Source organism: Nereida sp. MMG025, from assembly GCF_021654165.1.
In the GTDB taxonomy this organism is placed as follows: Bacteria; Pseudomonadota; Alphaproteobacteria; order Rhodobacterales; family Rhodobacteraceae; genus Nereida.
In genome coordinates, this window is sequence record NZ_JAKFZN010000001.1 from 322,202 (window position 1) to 341,471 (window position 19,270).

Sequence of the window (19,270 nt, forward strand, 5' to 3'; positions counted from 1 at the left end):
GCGGTCCGTCAAAGGGCATTGATGTGTCCTACTGTGCAGGTCCGACTTGCGCAAGCGTCCAGCCATTAACGTGGTTTTAACCATCAAGCGGTTAGGAGTGGTCAAACACCAACTCAAGCTCAACACGCGCGCCATCTATGACCACTTTGCCCTCTTCACGAAAATTCACGGTGATCTTGCCGCCGATATTGGATTGCACCTGCCCCACCCCCCAATTGGGCGCGTTGGGATTGCGCACCAACTGGCCAGGTTCAAGCAATGAATTCATTTCCGACATTTTTTCGTCCATTTCGAAAGCTAGGAATGCCCGATGACCAAAACCGACCTTGATATTAGCACACTTGTAGGCTCGCGCATCTGTCACGATCTAATTAGCCCATTGGGTGCGATTGCCAATGGGGTTGAATTGCTCAGCCTATCTGGCCTGCCACAAACGCCCGAAATGGCCCTGATTGCCGATAGCGTGGAAAACGCGAACGCGCGCATCAAGATGTTTCGCATCGCCTTTGGTGCGGCATCGGCCGATCAACAGGTCAACGCCAGCGATATGCAGGCGATTATGGTGGGGTTAACCCGTGGCGGCAGGCTTAGGTATGACTGGCAAGCGCAGGGCAGTGCATTGCGCATCCACGCCCGATTTGCGCTGTTACTGGTTCAGGCCCTGGAAACCGCCATGGCTTACGGTGGGCAGATTACAGTGTCTGAAACAGCCGGCACATGGGTGATTAAAGGAACCGCAGATCGGCTGGTCCATGACCCTGCATTGTGGCGATATGTCGATGATACACAAAACGCTGACCAACCACTCCAAGCCAGCCAAGTGCATTTTGAACTGATTGCGCAGCTACAACACGACCACGGATTTCGTGTGACAGCCGATGTCAGCGATACTGAGATTGCCATAACATTTTAGGCCCGAACGGTGCCATCACCACGCACGATATATTTGAAACTGGTTAGCTGCTCTGCCCCGACAGGGCCACGCGCGTGCATCTTGCCGGTGGCAATGCCAATTTCCGCCCCCATGCCAAATTCGCCACCATCGGCAAATTGGGTCGACGCATTGTGCATCACAATGGCGCTGTCCAATTCGGTCAAAAACCGCTCGGCTGTTGCCGCGTTTTCGGTCAGGATACAGTCGGTGTGATCTGACCCAAACTGACGGATATGGGCCAAGGCGTCGTCCAGCCCCGAAACAGTTTTTGCCGCGATTTCCATATCCAGAAATTCCTTGCCCCAGTGATCATCGGTGGCCGTCTTCGTTCTGTCGCTTTGAAGCGCCATGTCGGCATCTACCGTCACGCCCGCATCCAGTAGCATCTGGATCACATCGGCCCCAAGACCGTCCGCGATATCTTGGTGGATCAACAGACATTCAGCCGCGCCGCAAATGCCCGTGCGTCGGGTTTTTGCATTCAAAACAACATCCATTGTCTTTTGGGGATCCGCTTGCTTGTCGATGTAGATATGCACGATGCCTTCAAGGTGGGCAAAGACGGGCACCCGTGCCTCGCGCTGGACCAAACCGACCAGACCTTTGCCGCCGCGCGGCACGATCACGTCAATGAATTGTGTCATGCTTAGCATTTCCGACACGGCAGCGCGGTCGCGTGTTGGCACAAGTTGAACGGCCGCTTCCGGCAAGCCAGCTTCTACAAGGCCCTGCACGACCGCTGCATGGATGGCTGTGGCACTGTGCAAGCTTTCTGATCCGCCCCGCAAGATCACAGCGTTGCCGGACTTGACACACAAGGCCGCAGCATCCGCCGTCACATTCGGGCGGCTTTCATAGATCACACCAACCACACCGAGTGGTGTGCGGACGCGGCTGATGTCCAACCCCGATGGCATCTGCCAGTTTGCGATCACCGCCCCCACCGGATCGGCCTGCTCTGCCACCGAACGCAGCCCATCCACCATGGCGCGGATGCGGTCCTCGTCCAGCATGAGGCGATCCAGCATCGCGGCGCTCAACCCTTTGTCGCGGCCGTAAGCCATGTCTTTGGCATTTGCTGCAATGATATCTTCCCGTGTCCGCCACATATGTTCGGACGCACCGATCAAGGCTGCGTATTTGCGCTCGGCACTGGCATTGGCCAATGCCACGCTGGCCTTTTTTGCATCGCGGCCGATCTGTGCCATCAGGTTGGGAATATCTGTCAGGTCTTTCATCATATCACCATGTCATCTCGGTGGATCAGGGTCGCGCGGCCAGAATAGCCAAGCAAGTCGGCAATGTCGCTGGTTTGATGGCCTTTTATCTTTCGGGCCTCATCCGCGGTGTAGCGTGTCAGCCCAAGACCCAGTTTAGCCCCGCCCGCATCCAGAATATCAATGGGGTCACCACGTTCAAAATCGCCCCGCACCTGTGTAATGCCCGCGGGTAAAAGGCTGTTGCCGCGTGCAAGAGCCCGCGCAGCCCCTTCGTCGACACTCACAGACCCTTTGGGTTTCATCGCGGCGATCCAGCGGGTGCGCGCGTGTTGCGGATTGTCCTGCGCCAAAAACCATGTCGATGGCGCACCACTTTCCAATACTTTCAATGGGTTGCTGGTCGATCCTAATGTAATTGCCATAGCGCAGCCCGCAGCGGTGGCCATCTTGGCCGCCATCACTTTGGTCTTCATGCCGCCTTTTGACAGCCCTGACCCCGCATCGCCTGCCATGGCCTCTATCTCGGGCGTGATCGCTTCGATCACGTCAAAGCGTGTGGCCGTTGGATCATCTTGCGGATTGGCGCTGTAAAGGCCGTCCACATCCGACAAAAGGATCAGCTGGTCCGCCCCGACGGTGACGGCCACTTGCGCGGCCAAACGATCATTATCACCATAGCGAATTTCATCGGTGGCCACCGTGTCGTTTTCATTGACGATTGGCACCACACCGAGGCTAAGCAACTGCGAAAGGGTCGCGCGGGAATTCAGATAGCGTTTGCGATCCGCAGAATCCTCAAGCGTGACAAGAACCTGTGCGGTGGTGATCGCATGGGGCGCCAAGGCCTCCTCATATGCACGGGCCAAGCGGATTTGCCCAACGGCGGCGGCGGCTTGCGATTGTTCCAAAGCCAATTCTGTCGCAGGCAGTCCAAGCACACCGCGACCAAGCGCAATCGAACCGGACGACACCAGCACCACGTCTTTGCCCAAGGATTTGAGCCAAGCCACGTCTTGGGCCAGAGAATAGAGCCAGTCCTCGCGCAGCGCCCCTGTCTCGCGGTCCACCAGCAAGGCAGACCCGATTTTGAGAACCACGCGTTTGGCGTCTGCTAGGGCTGCCATGGCGCGTCTTCCTCGGCCCCTTTTTTCTGGCGCAAGCGGTCATCATCGATCTGACCACGCACCGCACGTAGAACGGTATCCAGCCCTTCGCGACTGACGCCCGACATCAGCATGACGCGCGCGCCCACTTCGGCCTCAAGGGCAGCTTTGGCGGCTTGACGTTCGTCTTCGTCCAAAGCGTCAATCTTGTTGAGGGCCGTGACGCGCGGCTTCTCTGCCAGCTCACCACCATAGGCCTCTAACTCGTTGATAATGGTGCGATAATCTTCCGCGATGGTTTCAGAGGTGCCATCGATCAGGTGCAGCAGAACCGCGCAGCGCTCTACGTGCCCAAGGAAGCGATCCCCGATGCCTTTGCCATCCGACGCGCCTTCGATGAGGCCCGGAATATCGGCCATCACAAATTCCGTATTGTCCACGCCGACCACACCCAAGTTGGGGTGCAACGTGGTAAATGGATAGTCCGCGATCTTGGGGCGGGCGTTTGATGTCGCCGCCAGAAACGTCGATTTTCCCGCGTTAGGCAGGCCCAAAAGACCCGCATCCGCAATCAGTTTCAGCCGCAGCCAGATCGTGCGTTCCACTCCGTCTTGCCCAGGATTGGCACGGCGCGGCGCCTGATTGGTGGAGGATTTGAAATGCAGGTTGCCAAACCCGCCGTTGCCCCCTTTTGCCAAAATGACCTTCTGGCCCACTTCTGTCAGATCCGCGATGACCGTTTCCTGATCTTCGTCGAGAATTTCCGTGCCGACTGGCACGCGCAGAACGATCGCCTTGCCGTCTGCGCCTGTCCGCTGTTTGCCCATTCCGGGCACACCGTTTTTGGCAAAAAAGTGCTGTTGATAGCGAAAATCGATAAGCGTGTTCAGCCCTTCGACGCATTCGGCAATCACATCACCGCCACGCCCGCCATCGCCGCCATCGGGACCGCCGTATTCCACGAATTTCTCGCGGTGAAAGCTGACAGCGCCGCCCCCACCCGCGCCTGAGCGGATATAGACTTTGGCCAGATCGAGAAATTTCATGTCAGGGTCCTTTCGAGGACTGCCTTAGCGCCTTAATCCAGTTTGCGCAAATAGGTCCATGTGGGCACGGTTGTCTCGCGCGCGACAGAATAGACTTCTGCGTCGCCCAAGTATTGAAAACCGCAATGGGTCAGCACGCGTGCGCTGGCGGGGTTGTCTTGAAACACGCTGCCAAACAGCGTTTGGACGTTTTGCGGATTTGCCGCGACGATCCCGTCCAACGCCTCGGATGCAAAGCCGGTGTTCCAAAAGGCAGGGGCAACCCAATAGCTGATTTCGGATTGTTTTTCATCAAGGCGGGTCAAACTGATGAGGCCCAAAACTTCGGCCAAACCCGTATGAGAGCCATCCATCACCCAAACGTCTTCTGTGCGATCGTCAGCCAATGAGCGGGTGATATAGGCTTCGATTGCGCCCGGCGGCAGAGGATGGGGGATAGAGGACGTCATTCGCGCGACGCGCTGATCACTTGCATACATTTCGACCAGCCCAAGGTCAGACATGCGCAGAGGGCGCAAAATCATGCGGTCGGTGTCGTAGCGCACTTGTGGTACGTTGCTGGTGTCGAGGCTCATGGGTTCTCCTCCCCATTTTGTCGGGCCATGATTGACCCTAAAAGAAAAAGGGACCGGTCTGATGACCGATCCCTTAATCTCAAACGCTTAGGTTTCGGTTTACTCAGCGGCCTCTGCTGCTGGCAGAACCGAAATAAATGTGCGGTTTTTCAGGCCCTTATGGAACTGAACACCACCTTCGACAGTTGCAAAGATTGTGTGGTCTTTGCCCATGCCTACGCCTTCACCCGGCCAAAACTTGGTGCCGCGCTGACGCACGATGATGTTGCCTGGGATGACAGCTTCGCCGCCATATTTCTTCACGCCAAGGCGGCGACCTGCTGAGTCGCGACCGTTACGGGACGAACCACCTGCTTTTTTGTGTGCCATCTGGAATTACTCCTTTTCAGCTGCGAATTTGGTTGCTTGTGCAATCCAGTCATCGCGTTCGATGCGGCCTTTGAACGACAGCTTGTCATCCATATAGGCAATTTCGTCTGCGCCCCAAGCCATGATCTGGTCAAAGTGGAATACGCCGTTGTCATGCAACAGGCCTTCCAGTTTCGGACCCACGCCCGAGATCTTCTTGAGATCGTCTGGCTGGCCACCGCGGGCTTCGCTCAGCAGGTTGGCAGGCTTTGTGCCGCCTTCTGCAGGCGCTTCTGCTTTTGGGGCAGCCGCTTTCTTTGGCGCGGCTTTTTTGGGCTCTGCTTTTTTGGCGGGTTTGGCAGCAGCGGCCGCTGCAACAGCAACACCAGCAACCGAACCGGCACCGACAGCCGCTTTTACGCCCGATTTGTCCGCGCCTTTTTCCAGCAGGTCCGTCACGCGCAGCAGTGTAAGTTGCTGGCGGTGGCCTTTGGTGCGCTTGGAGCTGTGCTTACGGCGGCGCTTAACGAAGTTAATCACCTTTTCGCCTTTGATCTGGTCGATCACTTCGGCCTGAACCGCAGCGCCGTCTACCAGTGGTGCACCCACTGTCGAACCGATCATCAGAATTTCGTTGAACTGGACTTTTTCACCAGCATCGGCAGCCAATTTTTCCACGCGCAGCACATCGCCGCTGGAAACTTTGTATTGCTTGCCGCCTGTTTTCATAACAGCGAACATATCGTTCTTCCTTGTCTTCCGCGTCTTACAGGCCCCTTATAAATAAGGCGTTGGACTACCTGTTAACAGCGCGCCTGATGTATCCCCGCGACCGGGGCAGACGATATTTCATGCACCCCACGCGCTCCGAATGAGCGGGGGAATGGCGCATATGGGACGGATTGCCTTGCAAGTCAAGCCTGAATCGCGCTGACTGGGGGGATGAAACCCATTGTTTTTCTGGCCTTTGCCCTTGCGGGATGCGGCGGCACAGCCAGCCATTTACCCAACCCGCTTCTTTTGCCCGGACAGGCGGTTATCACCGGACTTGAAAACAGTGCTTACACCACACGGCGCGGCAAAGTCAGCCGCTATGTTGCGGCCAACAGCGATGCCATTTTACAAGATGCAAAAGCTGGCGGCGGCCCTGCCCTGACCAAAGCAATGCAGATCGCGCGTGTGCCTGCGGATCGCCACCGCGAATTGCGTCACGTCTTAAAAGCGGATGCAGAGCTATACGCCACCAATCAAGAGGCGCTTGTCGTGGCCATCATGGTGCACGGTCGCTAAAGTTCTTCCCCGCCCGAGAACCGCGAAACCGAAATCCCCAACTGTCGGCTGATGGCCACATACATCTGGTCAAATCCTGCAAAGAGGGCACGGTTCATGGCGCGGCCGGCATCTGTTTGCAAAAGCGCCTGATACTCGGCCAGTTCCGCGTCCTCCAAGGGCTGATAGGCCATGTAAAGATAGGAATAGAGCCATTCGGTCGTGTTTTCCCTGATCTCGGGCTCTTGTTCCCAGACCATTGACAGCACTTGATCGTCGGTCAGCCCCATGTTGATGCCACCCCCGTCGATCATGCCGATGTAGAAAGCGTAATTGGCATTCAACGCACCAACGACATTGGTTTCGATGTAATCGTTGGCCGCCACGAAATCCTTGACCTGCTCAAGGCGGGCATCACCGGCCTCCTCCATCGTGACGACACGCGCGATTGCAGCTTCCTCGACGCTTTCATCCAGAAACGCTTCGCGCGCCGTATATTCCAGCGTGACAATTTCGGTGCCCAGATCAGAGGTAAAGAACGCCTCAAGCGGGGTGACATCCACGCCTTCCATCTCGCGCAGGAACGCCGCGGACATGCCATCAACCATCACGTCCAGATCATAGACGCGGGCGACCTCGCGCTCCCATTCGGCGGTGTCACGTCCGGGCATCATTTCCGTGCCCAGATCAGCCCCGTAGTCCAGACCCTCGCGCTGCATGAGCGCCACCATGTCATCAAGGCGCAGCGCGTCCAACAGGGCTTGGGCCGTGGCCGCTTGGGCCGCGACGGGCGCGGTCACAGGGATCAAAACAGTGGCAAGAACAGCAAGTGAGCAGCGCAGCATAGGCAACCTTTCCAATAGCTTCGGTGCAAAGATGCACCGCGTTACTCCCAAGACTAAGCATGATCGGTTCGCATTTCCATCGCCAGACGCGTTTGCGCCCATGATTTTTCGCATCTTGCGTGCATTTCGGCCCTTGCATGGGTCAGACGCTTTGCATAAACCGCCCCCACCACTTCATGCGCGGAGCTATGCCGGAGTGGTCGAACGGGCCGGTTTCGAAAACCGGTGTGGGTGCAAGCCCACCCAGGGTTCGAATCCCTGTGGCTCCGCCATTTCTGTGACATTGGTTATTCAGGCTGCGGGTGTTGTTTGCGCAGCAGCTTTGTCAGGCCCCATATCACCAGCACGATCAGCGGCATAGGCAATGGCGACACAAGTTCAGGCACCACTTTGGATGGCGCCCAAGACAGCGCCCAAGCGGCCATCAGCCACCCCCACCCGTTGCGATGCGTGGTGATCCACGCCACATCAAGCGAGACACGGTTTGCGCCGAACACCTCGGGGCGCAATGCAAAAATGAGCGTCAAAAAGCCAAGAACGATCACCACAAGCGACACAAACCGCCCCCAATCCACCGCAACCATCATGATGGATGCCGTCATAACAATCATCGCAACCATCAACACGGCCGCCAGCAACCCGCCAAAGCCCGCGCCGCGAAAGCCGCCGCGCCGCCAGATGAGCGCCGCCACAAAAGCAAGTGGCGCAACATAGACCAAGGCGCCAAGCACGGGCAGCCACCCGTCGCCGTTCATCTTCTCAAAAAGAAGGGCCACCCCTTGGGCGCTGTCCTGACCAAAGTAGGTGAAGGCCTTGAAGTCAGGACATTGGGACGCGTCGCTGCCAATCCGTTCAAGGTAGAGGATGCACATGGCAAGACCTTGGGCAGGCGTGCCGGGTGCCATCAAGGAGGCCAGCAACGCCGCCCCTGCCCCCGCGCCGCCCACAAGCACAGCCAACCGCGTGGCACCTGACAGATCCCGCCACGTCAAAGCGGCCAGTGCAGGCAAGAACAAAAGCCAAGCAATCAGCCCTTCATGGACCAACACGATCGGCCCCGACGCAAGACAGCCAACTGCAAGGAGCTTTTGCGGCACGCGCCCGCCTTGCAATGTAGATGCGGTCATCGCTGCCAAGAGCGGCAGGATCAGGATTTCTTTGTGGCCCATCTGTTGGGTGACGGAATAGCCGATCAGCATGACCGGGCTCAGGACAAGGGGCCACAGGGCTGGTTCCGTCATCGCCACACGCAAAATACGCCACATTCTCCATAAAAATACGGCTTGAAGCGGCACCAGAAGGAGCGTCAAAACCGTGGTCATCGGAATGGCGGATAGATCGCTGAGAAAATAAAGGACCTCGCCACCTAATCCACGGCGGGCGAACCCGTCGACATACTTAATCGCAAAGTCTGTGGTGTAGTAACTTTCGGGATCCCACAATGCCTCGATCAGGATGATCAGGCTGAATACGCTGAGAACGCCCCAAAACAGCCCCGCCCATCCAAGAGCGTTCTTAGGGGTCAAGCGGTGGAACATCTGGGGCGTCTTTCCATTAATCAGGTTATTCTGACTAGCACAGGGTCTAGGGTGTTGTCACACCCGCAGCGCGCCGCCCTGACGCAATAAAATGGTCGGAAAAAATGGCGGAGCGACAGGGATTCGAACCCTGGAGACGGTCTCCCGCCTACACACTTTCCAGGCGTGCGCCTTCGACCACTCGGCCACCGCTCCGTTAAAAAGCGCAATACCTGCAAAGATGGTCTGGGTTCAAGAGCGAATTAGCGATGCGCCCGCGCCGCCCAAAGAAACAGAGCCCCAAGGATCACTTCAGTGACCGCTGCCAGCAAAATGTTCGCGTGCGCGGTGCCTGTCAGAAAATCGTAAATGCCTGTTGCTGCCACACCCAACCATACAAACGCCGTGGCCGCCGCGAAGCGCGATGGAAACGGACCCGGCGGCATTGGTGCCACCAAGAGCAAAACAACGCCAAGTCCGATGATGGCTGGCGACAAACGCCGCGCGCCAAATCCCATGCCGTCACTGACGTCGACATAAACAGCAAGATAGGCGTCTGGCGCGATCAACAGCAAAAGCCCCAACGCCACAGCAAACACACCTGACACCGTCAAAAGCGCACGAAACATCTATGCCTCCAGATGGACATAAACGCGGCGGTTGATCTTGCCCTTCTTTTCAATCTTTCCAAGACGGATGGCACCAATCTCGCCCGTGCGTTCCACATGGGTGCCACCGCAGGGCTGCAGATCAATTTGGGTGGCTTGGTCGCCGATGCGCACAAGGCGCACCACCCCCGCGCCTTTGGGGGGCTGCACGGACATGGTTTTGACCAGCGCGGGATTTTCCTCAAGCTCGCGTTCGGTGATCCATGCATCCGTGACGTAGTGATCAGCTTCGATCAGCGCTTTCAACGCCGTCTCTATTGCAGCTTTGTCTTCTGGTGGCTCTGGCATGGCAAAGTCCAACCGTCCCTTGTCGGCTCCGATCGCGCCGCCTGTGACGGGCAAAGGGATGACCACCGATAAAAGATGCAAAAGCGTGTGGACCCGCATGTGACGATGGCGGCGGTCCCAATGGATTTCCTGGGTGATCTGGCCCCCGACAGGTGGCAGTGCCACAGGTTCGGCGGGAATAAGGATCAACCCGCCCGACCCTTTGACACAGGTGGCAATTTCCATACTGGCCTGACCGCCTTGGGCCTGCCAGCGAATGACCCCACTGTCCCCCGGTTGGCCGCCACCTGTGGCATAGAAATTGGTTTGATCGACAACGATTCCGCCCTCTTCGGTATGGGCAACCACCTTGCCTGTGGCGTCACGCAAATAAGCATCGGTCAGAAAAAGCGGTTCGGTCATGTATCACCTTGCGGATTCAACGTTTCGGGATTGCGCAGCCAGACATCGCGTTGTGCGAATGGAATTTCAATCCCCTCTTCGGCAAAGCGTTGGGCGATCGTGTGGTTCATCTCGGATTTGACGCTCAGAACCCAATTCACGTCCCGCAGGATACCGCGGATTTCGAAATCCATACTGTCGGCCCCGAACCCCTGAAATACCACCGCAGGCGCAGGATTCAGCAAGACCATGGGATGGCTGGTCACGATATCCATCAGGATCTTTTCAACCTTCTTGGTGTCGGTGCCATAAGCTACGCCAACAGGGACAATCACGCGGCCAACGGTATTGCCGCGCGTGTAATTTGTCACAGTGCCGCTGACCAAATCCGCGTTGGGCACAATGACGTCCGTGCGATCAAATGTTTCGATGCGGGTCGACCGCACCGAGATGTCACGCACATATCCCATCTGACCGCCCACTTCGATCCAGTCACCTTCACTGATGGGACGTTCGATCAGCAAAATAATGCCCGAAACAAAGTTCGACACGATGTTTTGCAGACCAAAACCGATCCCCACGGATAGCGCACCAGCAACAATGGCCAGCCCGCTTAGATCAATCCCCGCGGTGGTAATCGCAATAAGCGCCGCAAGGAATATTCCGACATAGCCAACCCCGCTGGTGATTGCGTTCTGGCCACCTTTGTCGATCTGGGTTTTGGGAAGCACGTTGGTTTTGAGCGTCCCCTGAAACAAACGCGTCAGCGTGTAGCCCACCACAAAAACAATCGCGAAGGTTAGGAAATTCGTTGGCGAAATCCGCGTTTCACCGAATTGGAACCCTTGTCGGAACTGCGTCCAAAGTTCCGTCAAATCGGCAAGCCGTGCACCCCAGATCAGCGCAAAAAGCGGCAGCGACAAGATCACCAGACCAAAGCCGATCAGAATGGGGATAAGCGCATCGGACGGTTTGCGCGTCACAAGGGTATAGATACCCCCCACAACCTGTTGCGCGATCCACAGCATCGCCATGAGCCCCAAGCTGTAGGCCGTGGGATAGACCAGCGCGACGGCGGCCGCCATATAGCCGATCGCAGCAAGCACCGGCCCCGCAATCGCGGCAAAGGTCAGCGCAGTGGCCAACAGGCTCCACACTCTGCCCTTCAGGCGCGGTGCTTCATCGCTTTCGTCGCCGTCCGAAACGATCTGTCCGCGCAAAAGCCGGGCAAACAGAAAAAATAGAACGCTGAGGCCAAGGATGACAGGAAACTGCAGCACAGCCAGCGTTGCATCACTCCACCCTTCAAAACTGCCAAAAGAGGAAATCAGATAGGGAACGCACAACACCCCGCCAATCCAACTGAACACACGGCGTCCCATTGTCCGGTCATCAGGCGACATTTGTGCCAGGCCATTGCCGTCATCAACCTTGGGAAACATGCGGTTGCCAAGCCAGCGGGCCACAAAGACAAACACCCCGATCACGGGCAAAGCATCCACCAGGATATAGCCGCGCAGCCCCACCAGATCCGTTGCAAGCAACGCACGAGACAAGGCCACCAGCCCCAAAATGGGCAAAAGCATTTGGCCCAGGGAAATCACAAAACTGGCCAACCCGTAGCCGCGGGCGATAAAACGGTTGGCCAGTTGCTCCATCCAGAACCGCCCCCGCAGCAACAGGATCAGCGCCAACGCCAGATAGAACAGGATTTCGGGTGTTTTGCTGGCCACTTCGGTCAAACGCGTGCGGTTGCCGAGGGCTGAGGTCACTTCGGCGCCCATCCGTTCCGTTGTGCGGATCACGGCACGTGACGCGGTGGCCCAATTGCTTGGGTCAAGCGGGCTGGCGCCTGACGAAAAAAGCGCCTCGGCTTGACGTTCGCGGATGACCTGATCGATTTCAGAGATCAACCCATCGGCTTGGGTATTGGCCTGTTCGGCCGCAATCACGGGCGCGCGCAACGTATTGAGCTGTGTGTTCAAGGCCTCGCGGCGGTCGGCGATATCTTCGCTTTCGGTCTCGCCTTCTTCGGGCGGGGGGCCCAACACATCCAGCTGATCGCGGACGTTATCAATGCGCGCCGCGTTTTCGGTCTGCGCTTCTACAAATTGCGCCCTCCACGTGGCCAATTCCGTGCGCATGGCCTCTAAAAGGCTGGTCGCGCGATCTTGTTCCAGCGCGCCTTCGACCTCTGCTGCGAAGTTGCGAAAGGCCGTGTAATCCTCTGCTGCAAGCGCCACATCAGACGACGGCGTGGTTTGCGCCAGCGCCCCTGTGGCAGACGCACATGCAATCCACAGCGCCAGCCAGAGTGCCTGAAAAACGGGTGCCATCCCCTTAAACGTTTTCAAAGACCGTCGGGATCGCGCGTGGGGCACGGTCCAGCCAATCAGGGACTGGCAGGTCTTTTGAACGCAAAAACTCGGGGTTGAACAATTTGGACTGATACCGCGTGCCGTAATCACACAAAATCGTCACGATCGTATGACCCGGCCCCATTTGCTTGGCCATATGCATCGCCCCTGCGATGTTCACGCCGCTGGAGCCGCCCAAGACAAGCCCTTCGTCGCGAAGCAGATCAAAGACAATCGGCACAGCTTCGCTATCGGGGATCTGAAAGGCCATATCGGGGGTGAACCCTTCAAGGTTCGCAGTAATGCGCCCCTGCCCGATCCCTTCTGTGATGCTGCTGCCTTCGGATTTCAGCTCACCATCGGTGTAAAAACTATAAAGCGCAGCCCCCATGGGATCGGCCAAACCAATTTTGACACCTTTGGGCTGCAACGCCATCCCGACGCCCGCCATTGTGCCACCAGAGCCAACGGCGCAGATAAATCCATCAACCTTACCGCCTGTCTGTTCCCAAATCTCAGGCCCTGTGGTTTCGATATGGGCTTGGCGGTTGGCGGTATTGTCGAACTGGTTGGCCCAAATTGCGCCATTCGGCTCTGTCTGGGCCAGCGCATTTGCCAAACGTTCGGAATAGCGCACGTAATTGTTTGGGTTTTTATAGGGCGCGGCGGGCACTTGCACCAATTCGGCCCCCGCCAAACGCAGCATGTCTTTCTTTTCTTCTGACTGGGTCTCGGGGATCACGATGACCGTTTTGAACCCCATTGAGGCCCCGACCAACGCAAGTCCGATGCCCGTATTGCCCGCGGTCCCCTCAACAATCGTGCCACCCGGTTTCAATGCCCCCGAGGCCACGGCCTGTTTGATGATATAAAGCGCCGCGCGGTCCTTGACCGATTGACCGGGATTGAGAAATTCGGCCTTGCCCAGAATTTCACAGCCCGTTTCATCACTGGCTTTGTTCAGGCGGATCAGAGGGGTGTTGCCAACAGCATCGGCGAGGTCTTTTGCAATACGCATTGGGCGCGTCCTTTTATCGTTGCACCAGATGTAGGACAGGGTTTGCCTAACCTCAATACGTTGCTTGCAAACGCGCGCGGTGACGGGCCAGCCAAAGGGCACAGGTCATCAGCGGCACATTGGTCAGACGCATGGCATCGGCATGGGCAATCAATTCTTCGGCAGGCATCAAAAGCGAGCGGATGTCTTCGGCTTCGCTGGCCTCTCCGCCAATGCCTGTGATGCCATCTGGCAAATCGCACAGACCGACATAGCAATAGAAAAACTCGGTCGAACAGCCGGGGCTCGGGTATGCTTCTGCCACAGGCTCCAACCGCGTGATGGACAGGCCCGCCTCTTCGTGGGCTTCGCGCAATGCAGCCTGCTGCGGTGTCTCAAAGGCATCGACACGGCCAGCAATCGGTTCAATGGACCACGGCGCGTCCGAGCCGCGCAGAAACGGGCCGATGCGAAATTGTTCCACCAGCATGACGCGGTCGCGCATGGGGTCATATGGCAAAACGATTGCTGCGTCGGTGCCCACAAATCCCGCGCGTGTGACCACCTGACTGCGCCCGCCGCCATAGGTTTCGAACGCCAGATCCACCTCGCGCAGGGCAAAGAAGTTTGAATAGGGATAGCGGCTTGCATGCAGCGTCACGTCATCTGACCGAAACGCACTGCCCGTGGGCAGTGATTGCGCCGCTTTGGCGCGCACAGTGGCAGATGCCCTGACGCGGATCATCTCGAACCGCGCGGCCACTTCCTCGGCGGTCAGTTGGCCGTAATAGGCCATCACTTCACGGGCGGCCGCATATGTCAGCGCCCCGAAACGCGCCTGCCAATCACCGAGCGACCACGGCGCTCCCTTGGGCCAACGCCCCTGCTGCGGCACGTAAAGCCGCGCACCGCCCACATCGACCAGATCATAGGCAAAGCCACCTTCATAAAAATCCAGCCGATCTTGATCGGCTTGCGTCAACCCATCGATCAACAGAGCCTCAGCACATGCGCCATCCTGCGCCACACACATCGGAAAAGGCGCATCCTGCACCCAGTGAACCGCATAGCCATGAAGTGTGGTTGGCGTCAGCCGCAGGTGCGCGGTGTCACCCACAACGATTTCAAGAAGCGTGTGGTCGCGCAACGTGCCATAAACGATCAGCGGTCTAGTCAAAGCGTCGCGATGCCCAAGTTGCGGCCAGACCTGCTCCCATTCCAACGATGATAATCGTCGTCACAACCAAAGCGCTTCCCATGATCTGGCCGTCTTTCAAAGCGATCTCAAAGACGCCCACGACCGCTTGCATGGCGTCGTCATATTGTTTGCGCAGCGACAGTTCGACCATTTTGATCGTGGAATGGGCCAGCATCGCCCAGAAAACCCAAGCCGCGGCCCCCGTCAAACCATGGGCAAATGCCGCGACATAGGTATCGCGGGCGCGGCTGCCGATAACGGTCCATCCAACCAGCAGGCCCAAGCCCGCGTTGATCAGCTGAAACCGCGGGTGCGGCGGGTCCTCGACCATCAAGGGCTGGATCAGGTCCGAAACATACCACGCCATCGCGGCAAGGATGACGGCGGCAACTAAACGTGCGGCGGTTGGCATTCGGGCTGCTCTCCCTATGTGCAAGGGCGCGTTCCCCTATGTATCAGACAGGCCGCGCCACTGTTATTTGCGTTACGTCACAGTTTTTACTGGAAAAGGTCGCAGCGCAAGAGGTCAAGTAAAAGTTCCACATGCGGCGGAAACGATCATCAAACCCCATCGGCTTGATCGTGTCCCACTGCGCATTGAAGTCATCAAACCAACGGCGCAACGTGATGGAATAGCTTTCGCCGAATTCAACCGACTTCGCTACATCAAGACCCGCTTTTTCCACCTCTTGCTTGAGGATAGAGGGTGCGGGCAGCATTCCGCCGGGGAAGATGTATTTCTGGATAAAATCGGGACCGCGTTTATAGACAGGCCAACGCGCATCTTTGACAGTGATGATCTGCAAGGTCGCCTGCTTGCCCGGCTTCAGGCACTTCTTGAGCGTTTCGAAATAGACAGGCCAATATTTTTCGCCGACGGCTTCAAACATCTCGATGCTTGCAACGCCGTCATACTGCCCCTTTTCGTCGCGGTAGTCTTGCAACTTGAAGGTCACCATATCGGAAAGTCCAGCCTTTTCAATGCGATCCACGGCATAGTTAAACTGCTCTTGGCTGATCGTTAATCCTGTCACCTTGATCCCACGTTCGCGGGCCGCATATTCGGCAAACCCACCCCAACCACAGCCAATCTCCAGCAGGTGGTCGCCTGCAACCGCGCCCATTTCGTCGATAAGTTGCGCGTACTTCTGTTCTTGGGCTTTTTCGGTGCTTTCCTGACCCGTTTTGAACAGGGCCGATGAATAGGTCATCGTGTCATCCAACCAAGCGGCGTAAAAATCATTGCCAAGGTCGTAGTGATAGCTGATGTTTTTCTTGGCCTGCGCCTTTGAATTTGACTGCCACCAAAAGCGCAGCTTTTCGTACATCCGGACCAGGGCCTGCCCTGCAAATCCATCGTAGATTTCATCATTGTCGTCGTGGATCAGATCCATAAAGGCCTGCAAATCGGGGGTCGACCACCACTCGTCAAGATAGGCATCGCAAAAGCCCAGATCGCCTTCGCGGATCAGGCGGCCGAAGATGTCATCGTTGTGGATGTCCAGTTCTGCCACAAAACCGGGCGCCTTGCCTGTTGCGCGAAACCGGCGACCATCTGGCAAAACCATGTCCAGTTGGCCGCGGTTCATGTTTTGCGCCATGGCAAAGACTTGGGTGAAATAGCGGGGCAGATTGTCTTGCCCCTGCGTCGTGGTCAGGATCATAAATCGCTACCTGTTTGGGAGTGTGGTATTTTAGTGTTACGCCCCTTGTGACGCGGATAGGCGTCAGGGGCAAGCCTTTCAAAAGTCTCGGTTTTCATATGCGGAAAGGGCTTTCTTGCGCCCTTCTTCGGCTGTCACGATGGGCGATGGATAGGCATCATCGGCATGGATCGGCCACGCCTGCGGGATGGCGTCGAAATAGGCCAGTGCCGTATCGGCGGGGCGGCTGCGCCCTTCGGCGATCCACGCGCCCACATAATCGCGGTTTTTGTCGAATTTATCGAGCTGTGTGACAGGGTTGAACACGCGGAAATACGGCGTGGCATCTGGACCAGAGCCTGCGGACCATTGCCAGCCCATCGCGTTGCTGGCGGGGTCCCAATCAATCAAACAGTCCTCAAACCACGCAAGACCGATTTTCCAATGACACTGCAGGTGTTTGGTCAAATAGCTTGCCACGATCATGCGACCGCGGTTGTGCATGGTGCCTGTCACATACATCTCGCGCATGGCCGCATCCACGAATTGAATACCTGTGCGTCCTTGTTTCCACGCTTTGACCTCGGCCAGACGTTCATCGGTTTTCCATGGAAAGGCGTCCCAATCCTCTTTCCAGTTACGGTCCAGAATACGCGGCGTGTGATGGGCCAGATGATAGGCAAACTCGCGCCAGACCAATTCTTTGAGAAAGGTTTCTGCCCCTGCTTTTCCTTCCTCGCGCGCGCGCATGCCTGCATGCCAGCAACTTCTTGGGCTGATTTCGCCGACGGCCAGATTTTCCGAAAGGCGGCTGGTGCCATCTTTCCACGGAAGATCACGGTTGGTGTCATAGCCCTGAACTTTGTGCGCGATGAACGCACCAAGGCGACCCTTGGCCTTCTCCTCGCCGATACAGGCGTGCTGCGCCACAACCGATGCGCCCCGCTGCATAGCGTCTCCCATGCCCCAGTCTTGCAAACTGTCCGAGGCGGGCCAATTATCAGGGGCGGGTATGTCGCCAGGTGCTGCAAGCGGCGCAGGCACATCGCGGGTTTTCACCATGTTCCACATCGGGGTGAACACTTTGTAAAAACCGCCTGTCTTGGTCTCGACGGTCCAGGGCTCGAACAACAAATGCCCTTTGAAACTTTGCGCATCGACACCCTGATCTTTCAGGGTGGACTTCACATCGGTGTCACGCGCCTGTTGATCTGGCACATAAGCCCGCGACCAATAAACGGCACCCGCACCGGTGTCGCGCACCAACTGCGCCAAGACATCACTGGCTTTCCCGCGCCGCAAGATCAGGCGACTGCCTTTCGCCTTCAGCGTTTCGGCAAATTGCGCAACGGCCTGTTCCAATCGCCATTTTGGCGCAGCCCCGTGGGTTTCGGCGACCTCGTCCAGAATAAACACCGGGATCACAGGACCACCGCGTTCGACTGCGGCACAAAGCGCGGGATGGTCGCCCAGTCGAAAGTCGCGGCGAAGCCAAAGAATGGTCGGAGAGGTATGTGCCATAGTCAGCCCTTACTTGCGCAGGGTCTTGGACGCCCTGCCTTATAGCGTTTGATCTAGGGCACGGATCAGCAGGTCAACCTCGGCGGGGGTGGTGTAATGCACAAAAGAAAGACGCAGCACACCTTTGTCAGGGTCAACGCCCATCGCGTCCAGTGATCGGCGAGCGTAAAAGTCACCGCCCCCCGCCATGATACCGTGATGCGACAGCGCCTCGGCCATCTCTTCGCCAGGGGTCTTGAGGGCCAGCGCAACCGTGGGGGCACGCCCCTTATGGGTTTGAGGCCCGATGATGCGCAGATCAGATCTTGTGCGCAGATAATCCATCAGCGGTTCCAGTAATGCCGCCTCTGCATTTTGCATCATATCGGCCACAACGGCGGCGCGCCCTGCCCCGTCGCGCCCTTCTTTTCGGTGATGCGCATAAACCGCATCGATGTAGTCTGCCATGCCAGCGCAGGCCGCAACTTGCGCGTGATCGGGACCTGCGGGGGTAAAGCGTTTGTGCAACGTATCATTGTTGAAGTAATGCCCCTGCCCGGGCAAAGCCATGCCAAGGGGGCGGCGGATCAACATAATCCCTTGATGGGGGCCATAGGTTTTATAAGCGCTGAAAAGGTAAATATCACAGCCCAACTTGCCAACATTCGGGAAACCATGTGGGGCATAACTCACCCCGTCGACGCAGGTAAAAATACTGGCGTCACGCGCAATTTTGCAGATCGCGGCCACATCATTGATCTGCCCGACCACGTTTGAGCAATGGGGAAAGCAAAGCAATTTCACATTGTCGTCGATCAGATCATGCAGATCGTCGATATCGAGCGCCCCCGTCTCGGGGTCGATCGTCCATTCACGAATTTCGATGCCGCGATCTTCCAACCGACGCCACACGCCTGCATTCGCTTCGTGGTCCTGTTCGGTGACAATGATGGCCTGACCAGGGCTAAGCCATTCCCCGAACGCCTTGGCCAGCACATATGTGTTTTGCGAGGTCGAGGGGCCGAATGACACTTCATCGGAGGCCACGCCAAACATGCGGGCAAGTCGGGTGCGGGCATCGTCCATTTCGTTGCCCGCAAGGAAAGACGCTTTGTAAGGCGCATAGGGCTGCACTTTTCGTTCACGGTAAAACCGCGACAGGCGCCACGCCACGTGCCGACAGGTAAAAGACCCGCCTGCGTTTTCAAAAAACGCAAGGTTGCGCAGGCTTGGTTCTGCAAAAGCAGGAAACTGGGCGCGGATAAAATCGGTGTCCAATTGCATACAGAATTATATGCACAGAAATCGCAGAAATATCAATATTTGCGAATATGTCCCCACAGGGTGTTCAGCCAACTCACCCCCATAGAAAAAGCCCCGC

General features: G+C 57.2%; 20 protein-coding genes and 2 tRNA genes. 3 read left to right on the forward strand and 19 right to left on the reverse strand.

What is annotated here, in order from left to right; all coding sequences use genetic code 11:
• Positions 1 to 91 precede the first annotated feature (91 nt).
• Complete coding sequence (locus L1065_RS01450) at positions 92 to 277, reverse strand: DUF3553 domain-containing protein (RefSeq protein WP_237093666.1); 186 nt, start codon at positions 275 to 277, stop codon at positions 92 to 94.
• Between the two features lie 33 nt (positions 278 to 310).
• Between L1065_RS01450 and L1065_RS01455 the strand changes: the two genes are divergently transcribed.
• Positions 311 to 913, forward strand: coding sequence for a histidine phosphotransferase family protein (locus L1065_RS01455; RefSeq protein ID WP_237093667.1), 603 nt, complete (start codon positions 311 to 313; stop codon positions 911 to 913).
• Here L1065_RS01455 and L1065_RS01460 read toward each other — a convergent pair.
• The 6 genes from L1065_RS01460 to L1065_RS01485 all read right to left on the reverse strand — a co-directional run bounded on the left by L1065_RS01460 (position 910) and on the right by L1065_RS01485 (position 5,967).
• A complete protein-coding gene (locus tag L1065_RS01460; protein ID WP_237093668.1) occupies positions 910 to 2,172 on the reverse strand; it encodes a glutamate-5-semialdehyde dehydrogenase in 1,263 nt (420 codons plus the stop codon). The genes L1065_RS01455 and L1065_RS01460 overlap by 4 nt on opposite strands.
• Positions 2,172 to 3,278 (reverse strand): glutamate 5-kinase, encoded by a 1,107-nt coding sequence (gene proB, locus L1065_RS01465; protein ID WP_237093669.1) that lies wholly within the window; start codon positions 3,276 to 3,278, stop codon positions 2,172 to 2,174. The genes L1065_RS01460 and proB overlap by 1 nt, the downstream gene beginning before the upstream one ends.
• The gene (obgE, locus tag L1065_RS01470) at positions 3,266 to 4,303 is read right to left on the reverse strand and encodes a GTPase ObgE (protein ID WP_237093670.1); all 1,038 of its coding nucleotides are present in this window, start codon (positions 4,301 to 4,303) and stop codon (positions 3,266 to 3,268) included. The genes proB and obgE overlap by 13 nt, the downstream gene beginning before the upstream one ends.
• 32 nt (positions 4,304 to 4,335) lie before the next feature.
• Positions 4,336 to 4,878 carry a GNAT family N-acetyltransferase gene (locus tag L1065_RS01475; RefSeq protein ID WP_237093671.1) on the reverse strand — a complete coding sequence of 181 codons (543 nt, stop codon included), beginning with the start codon at positions 4,876 to 4,878 and terminating at the stop codon, positions 4,336 to 4,338.
• Between the two features lie 99 nt (positions 4,879 to 4,977).
• Positions 4,978 to 5,247 carry a 50S ribosomal protein L27 gene (gene rpmA, locus L1065_RS01480; RefSeq protein ID WP_237093672.1) on the reverse strand — a complete coding sequence of 90 codons (270 nt, stop codon included), beginning with the start codon at positions 5,245 to 5,247 and terminating at the stop codon, positions 4,978 to 4,980.
• A gap of 6 nt (positions 5,248 to 5,253) precedes the next feature.
• Positions 5,254 to 5,967, reverse strand: coding sequence for a 50S ribosomal protein L21 (locus tag L1065_RS01485; protein WP_237093673.1), 714 nt, complete (start codon positions 5,965 to 5,967; stop codon positions 5,254 to 5,256).
• Between the two features lie 201 nt (positions 5,968 to 6,168).
• Between L1065_RS01485 and L1065_RS01490 the strand changes: the two genes are divergently transcribed.
• Entirely contained in the window at positions 6,169 to 6,516 is a 348-nt protein-coding gene (locus L1065_RS01490) for a hypothetical protein (protein WP_237093674.1), read from the forward strand.
• Here L1065_RS01490 and L1065_RS01495 read toward each other — a convergent pair.
• Complete coding sequence (locus L1065_RS01495) at positions 6,513 to 7,340, reverse strand: hypothetical protein (RefSeq protein WP_237093675.1); 828 nt, start codon at positions 7,338 to 7,340, stop codon at positions 6,513 to 6,515. The genes L1065_RS01490 and L1065_RS01495 overlap by 4 nt on opposite strands.
• 182 nt (positions 7,341 to 7,522) lie before the next feature.
• Between L1065_RS01495 and L1065_RS01500 the strand changes: the two genes are divergently transcribed.
• Positions 7,523 to 7,612: transfer RNA gene (locus L1065_RS01500), tRNA-Ser, on the forward strand.
• Between the two features lie 15 nt (positions 7,613 to 7,627).
• Here L1065_RS01500 and L1065_RS01505 read toward each other — a convergent pair.
• The 11 genes from L1065_RS01505 to L1065_RS01555 form a co-directional block, all read right to left on the reverse strand.
• On the reverse strand, positions 7,628 to 8,878 hold the full coding sequence (locus L1065_RS01505; RefSeq protein ID WP_237093676.1) for a hypothetical protein: 1,251 nt from the start codon (positions 8,876 to 8,878) through the stop codon (positions 7,628 to 7,630).
• A 105-nt stretch (positions 8,879 to 8,983) separates the two neighbouring features.
• A tRNA-Ser gene (locus tag L1065_RS01510) sits at positions 8,984 to 9,073 on the reverse strand.
• A 47-nt stretch (positions 9,074 to 9,120) separates the two neighbouring features.
• The gene (locus tag L1065_RS01515) at positions 9,121 to 9,486 is read right to left on the reverse strand and encodes a hypothetical protein (RefSeq protein ID WP_237093677.1); all 366 of its coding nucleotides are present in this window, start codon (positions 9,484 to 9,486) and stop codon (positions 9,121 to 9,123) included.
• The gene (locus tag L1065_RS01520; RefSeq protein WP_237093678.1) at positions 9,487 to 10,215 is read right to left on the reverse strand and encodes an alanyl-tRNA editing protein; all 729 of its coding nucleotides are present in this window, start codon (positions 10,213 to 10,215) and stop codon (positions 9,487 to 9,489) included.
• The gene (locus L1065_RS01525; protein WP_237093679.1) at positions 10,212 to 12,530 is read right to left on the reverse strand and encodes a DUF3772 domain-containing protein; all 2,319 of its coding nucleotides are present in this window, start codon (positions 12,528 to 12,530) and stop codon (positions 10,212 to 10,214) included. The genes L1065_RS01520 and L1065_RS01525 overlap by 4 nt, the downstream gene beginning before the upstream one ends.
• 4 nt (positions 12,531 to 12,534) lie before the next feature.
• On the reverse strand, positions 12,535 to 13,569 hold the full coding sequence (locus L1065_RS01530) for a cysteine synthase A (protein ID WP_237093680.1): 1,035 nt from the start codon (positions 13,567 to 13,569) through the stop codon (positions 12,535 to 12,537).
• 52 nt (positions 13,570 to 13,621) lie between these two features.
• Positions 13,622 to 14,725 (reverse strand): NUDIX domain-containing protein, encoded by a 1,104-nt coding sequence (locus L1065_RS01535; RefSeq protein ID WP_237093681.1) that lies wholly within the window; start codon positions 14,723 to 14,725, stop codon positions 13,622 to 13,624.
• Positions 14,718 to 15,158: a TrgA family protein gene (locus L1065_RS01540; RefSeq protein ID WP_237093682.1), complete on the reverse strand. Its 441-nt coding sequence runs from the start codon at positions 15,156 to 15,158 to the stop codon at positions 14,718 to 14,720. The genes L1065_RS01535 and L1065_RS01540 overlap by 8 nt, the downstream gene beginning before the upstream one ends.
• Positions 15,159 to 15,201: 43 nt before the next feature.
• A complete protein-coding gene (locus tag L1065_RS01545; protein ID WP_237093683.1) occupies positions 15,202 to 16,410 on the reverse strand; it encodes a cyclopropane-fatty-acyl-phospholipid synthase family protein in 1,209 nt (402 codons plus the stop codon).
• Positions 16,411 to 16,488: 78 nt separating this feature from the next.
• Entirely contained in the window at positions 16,489 to 17,910 is a 1,422-nt protein-coding gene (locus tag L1065_RS01550) for a deoxyribodipyrimidine photo-lyase (RefSeq protein WP_237093684.1), read from the reverse strand.
• Positions 17,911 to 17,949: 39 nt separating this feature from the next.
• Positions 17,950 to 19,173, reverse strand: coding sequence for an aminotransferase class V-fold PLP-dependent enzyme (locus L1065_RS01555; protein WP_237093685.1), 1,224 nt, complete (start codon positions 19,171 to 19,173; stop codon positions 17,950 to 17,952).
• Positions 19,174 to 19,270: the final 97 nt, after the last annotated feature.

What these genes read in the sequence shown, in the direction of transcription:
- L1065_RS01450 (WP_237093666.1), bottom strand. Translation starts at nt 277, where the DNA reads ATGTCGGAAATGAATTCATTGCTTGAACCTGGCCAGTTGGTGCGCAAT.
- L1065_RS01455 (WP_237093667.1), top strand. Translation starts at nt 311, where the DNA reads ATGACCAAAACCGACCTTGATATTAGCACACTTGTAGGCTCGCGCATC.
- L1065_RS01460 (WP_237093668.1), bottom strand. Translation starts at nt 2,172, where the DNA reads ATGAAAGACCTGACAGATATTCCCAACCTGATGGCACAGATCGGCCGC.
- proB (WP_237093669.1), bottom strand. Translation starts at nt 3,278, where the DNA reads ATGGCAGCCCTAGCAGACGCCAAACGCGTGGTTCTCAAAATCGGGTCT.
- obgE (WP_237093670.1), bottom strand. Translation starts at nt 4,303, where the DNA reads ATGAAATTTCTCGATCTGGCCAAAGTCTATATCCGCTCAGGCGCGGGT.
- L1065_RS01475 (WP_237093671.1), bottom strand. Translation starts at nt 4,878, where the DNA reads ATGAGCCTCGACACCAGCAACGTACCACAAGTGCGCTACGACACCGAC.
- rpmA (WP_237093672.1), bottom strand. Translation starts at nt 5,247, where the DNA reads ATGGCACACAAAAAAGCAGGTGGTTCGTCCCGTAACGGTCGCGACTCA.
- L1065_RS01485 (WP_237093673.1), bottom strand. Translation starts at nt 5,967, where the DNA reads ATGTTCGCTGTTATGAAAACAGGCGGCAAGCAATACAAAGTTTCCAGC.
- L1065_RS01490 (WP_237093674.1), top strand. Translation starts at nt 6,169, where the DNA reads ATGAAACCCATTGTTTTTCTGGCCTTTGCCCTTGCGGGATGCGGCGGC.
- L1065_RS01495 (WP_237093675.1), bottom strand. Translation starts at nt 7,340, where the DNA reads ATGCTGCGCTGCTCACTTGCTGTTCTTGCCACTGTTTTGATCCCTGTG.
- L1065_RS01505 (WP_237093676.1), bottom strand. Translation starts at nt 8,878, where the DNA reads ATGTTCCACCGCTTGACCCCTAAGAACGCTCTTGGATGGGCGGGGCTG.
- L1065_RS01515 (WP_237093677.1), bottom strand. Translation starts at nt 9,486, where the DNA reads ATGTTTCGTGCGCTTTTGACGGTGTCAGGTGTGTTTGCTGTGGCGTTG.
- L1065_RS01520 (WP_237093678.1), bottom strand. Translation starts at nt 10,215, where the DNA reads ATGACCGAACCGCTTTTTCTGACCGATGCTTATTTGCGTGACGCCACA.
- L1065_RS01525 (WP_237093679.1), bottom strand. Translation starts at nt 12,530, where the DNA reads ATGGCACCCGTTTTTCAGGCACTCTGGCTGGCGCTGTGGATTGCATGT.
- L1065_RS01530 (WP_237093680.1), bottom strand. Translation starts at nt 13,569, where the DNA reads ATGCGTATTGCAAAAGACCTCGCCGATGCTGTTGGCAACACCCCTCTG.
- L1065_RS01540 (WP_237093682.1), bottom strand. Translation starts at nt 15,158, where the DNA reads ATGCCAACCGCCGCACGTTTAGTTGCCGCCGTCATCCTTGCCGCGATG.
- L1065_RS01545 (WP_237093683.1), bottom strand. Translation starts at nt 16,410, where the DNA reads ATGATCCTGACCACGACGCAGGGGCAAGACAATCTGCCCCGCTATTTC.
- L1065_RS01550 (WP_237093684.1), bottom strand. Translation starts at nt 17,910, where the DNA reads ATGGCACATACCTCTCCGACCATTCTTTGGCTTCGCCGCGACTTTCGA.
- L1065_RS01555 (WP_237093685.1), bottom strand. Translation starts at nt 19,173, where the DNA reads ATGCAATTGGACACCGATTTTATCCGCGCCCAGTTTCCTGCTTTTGCA.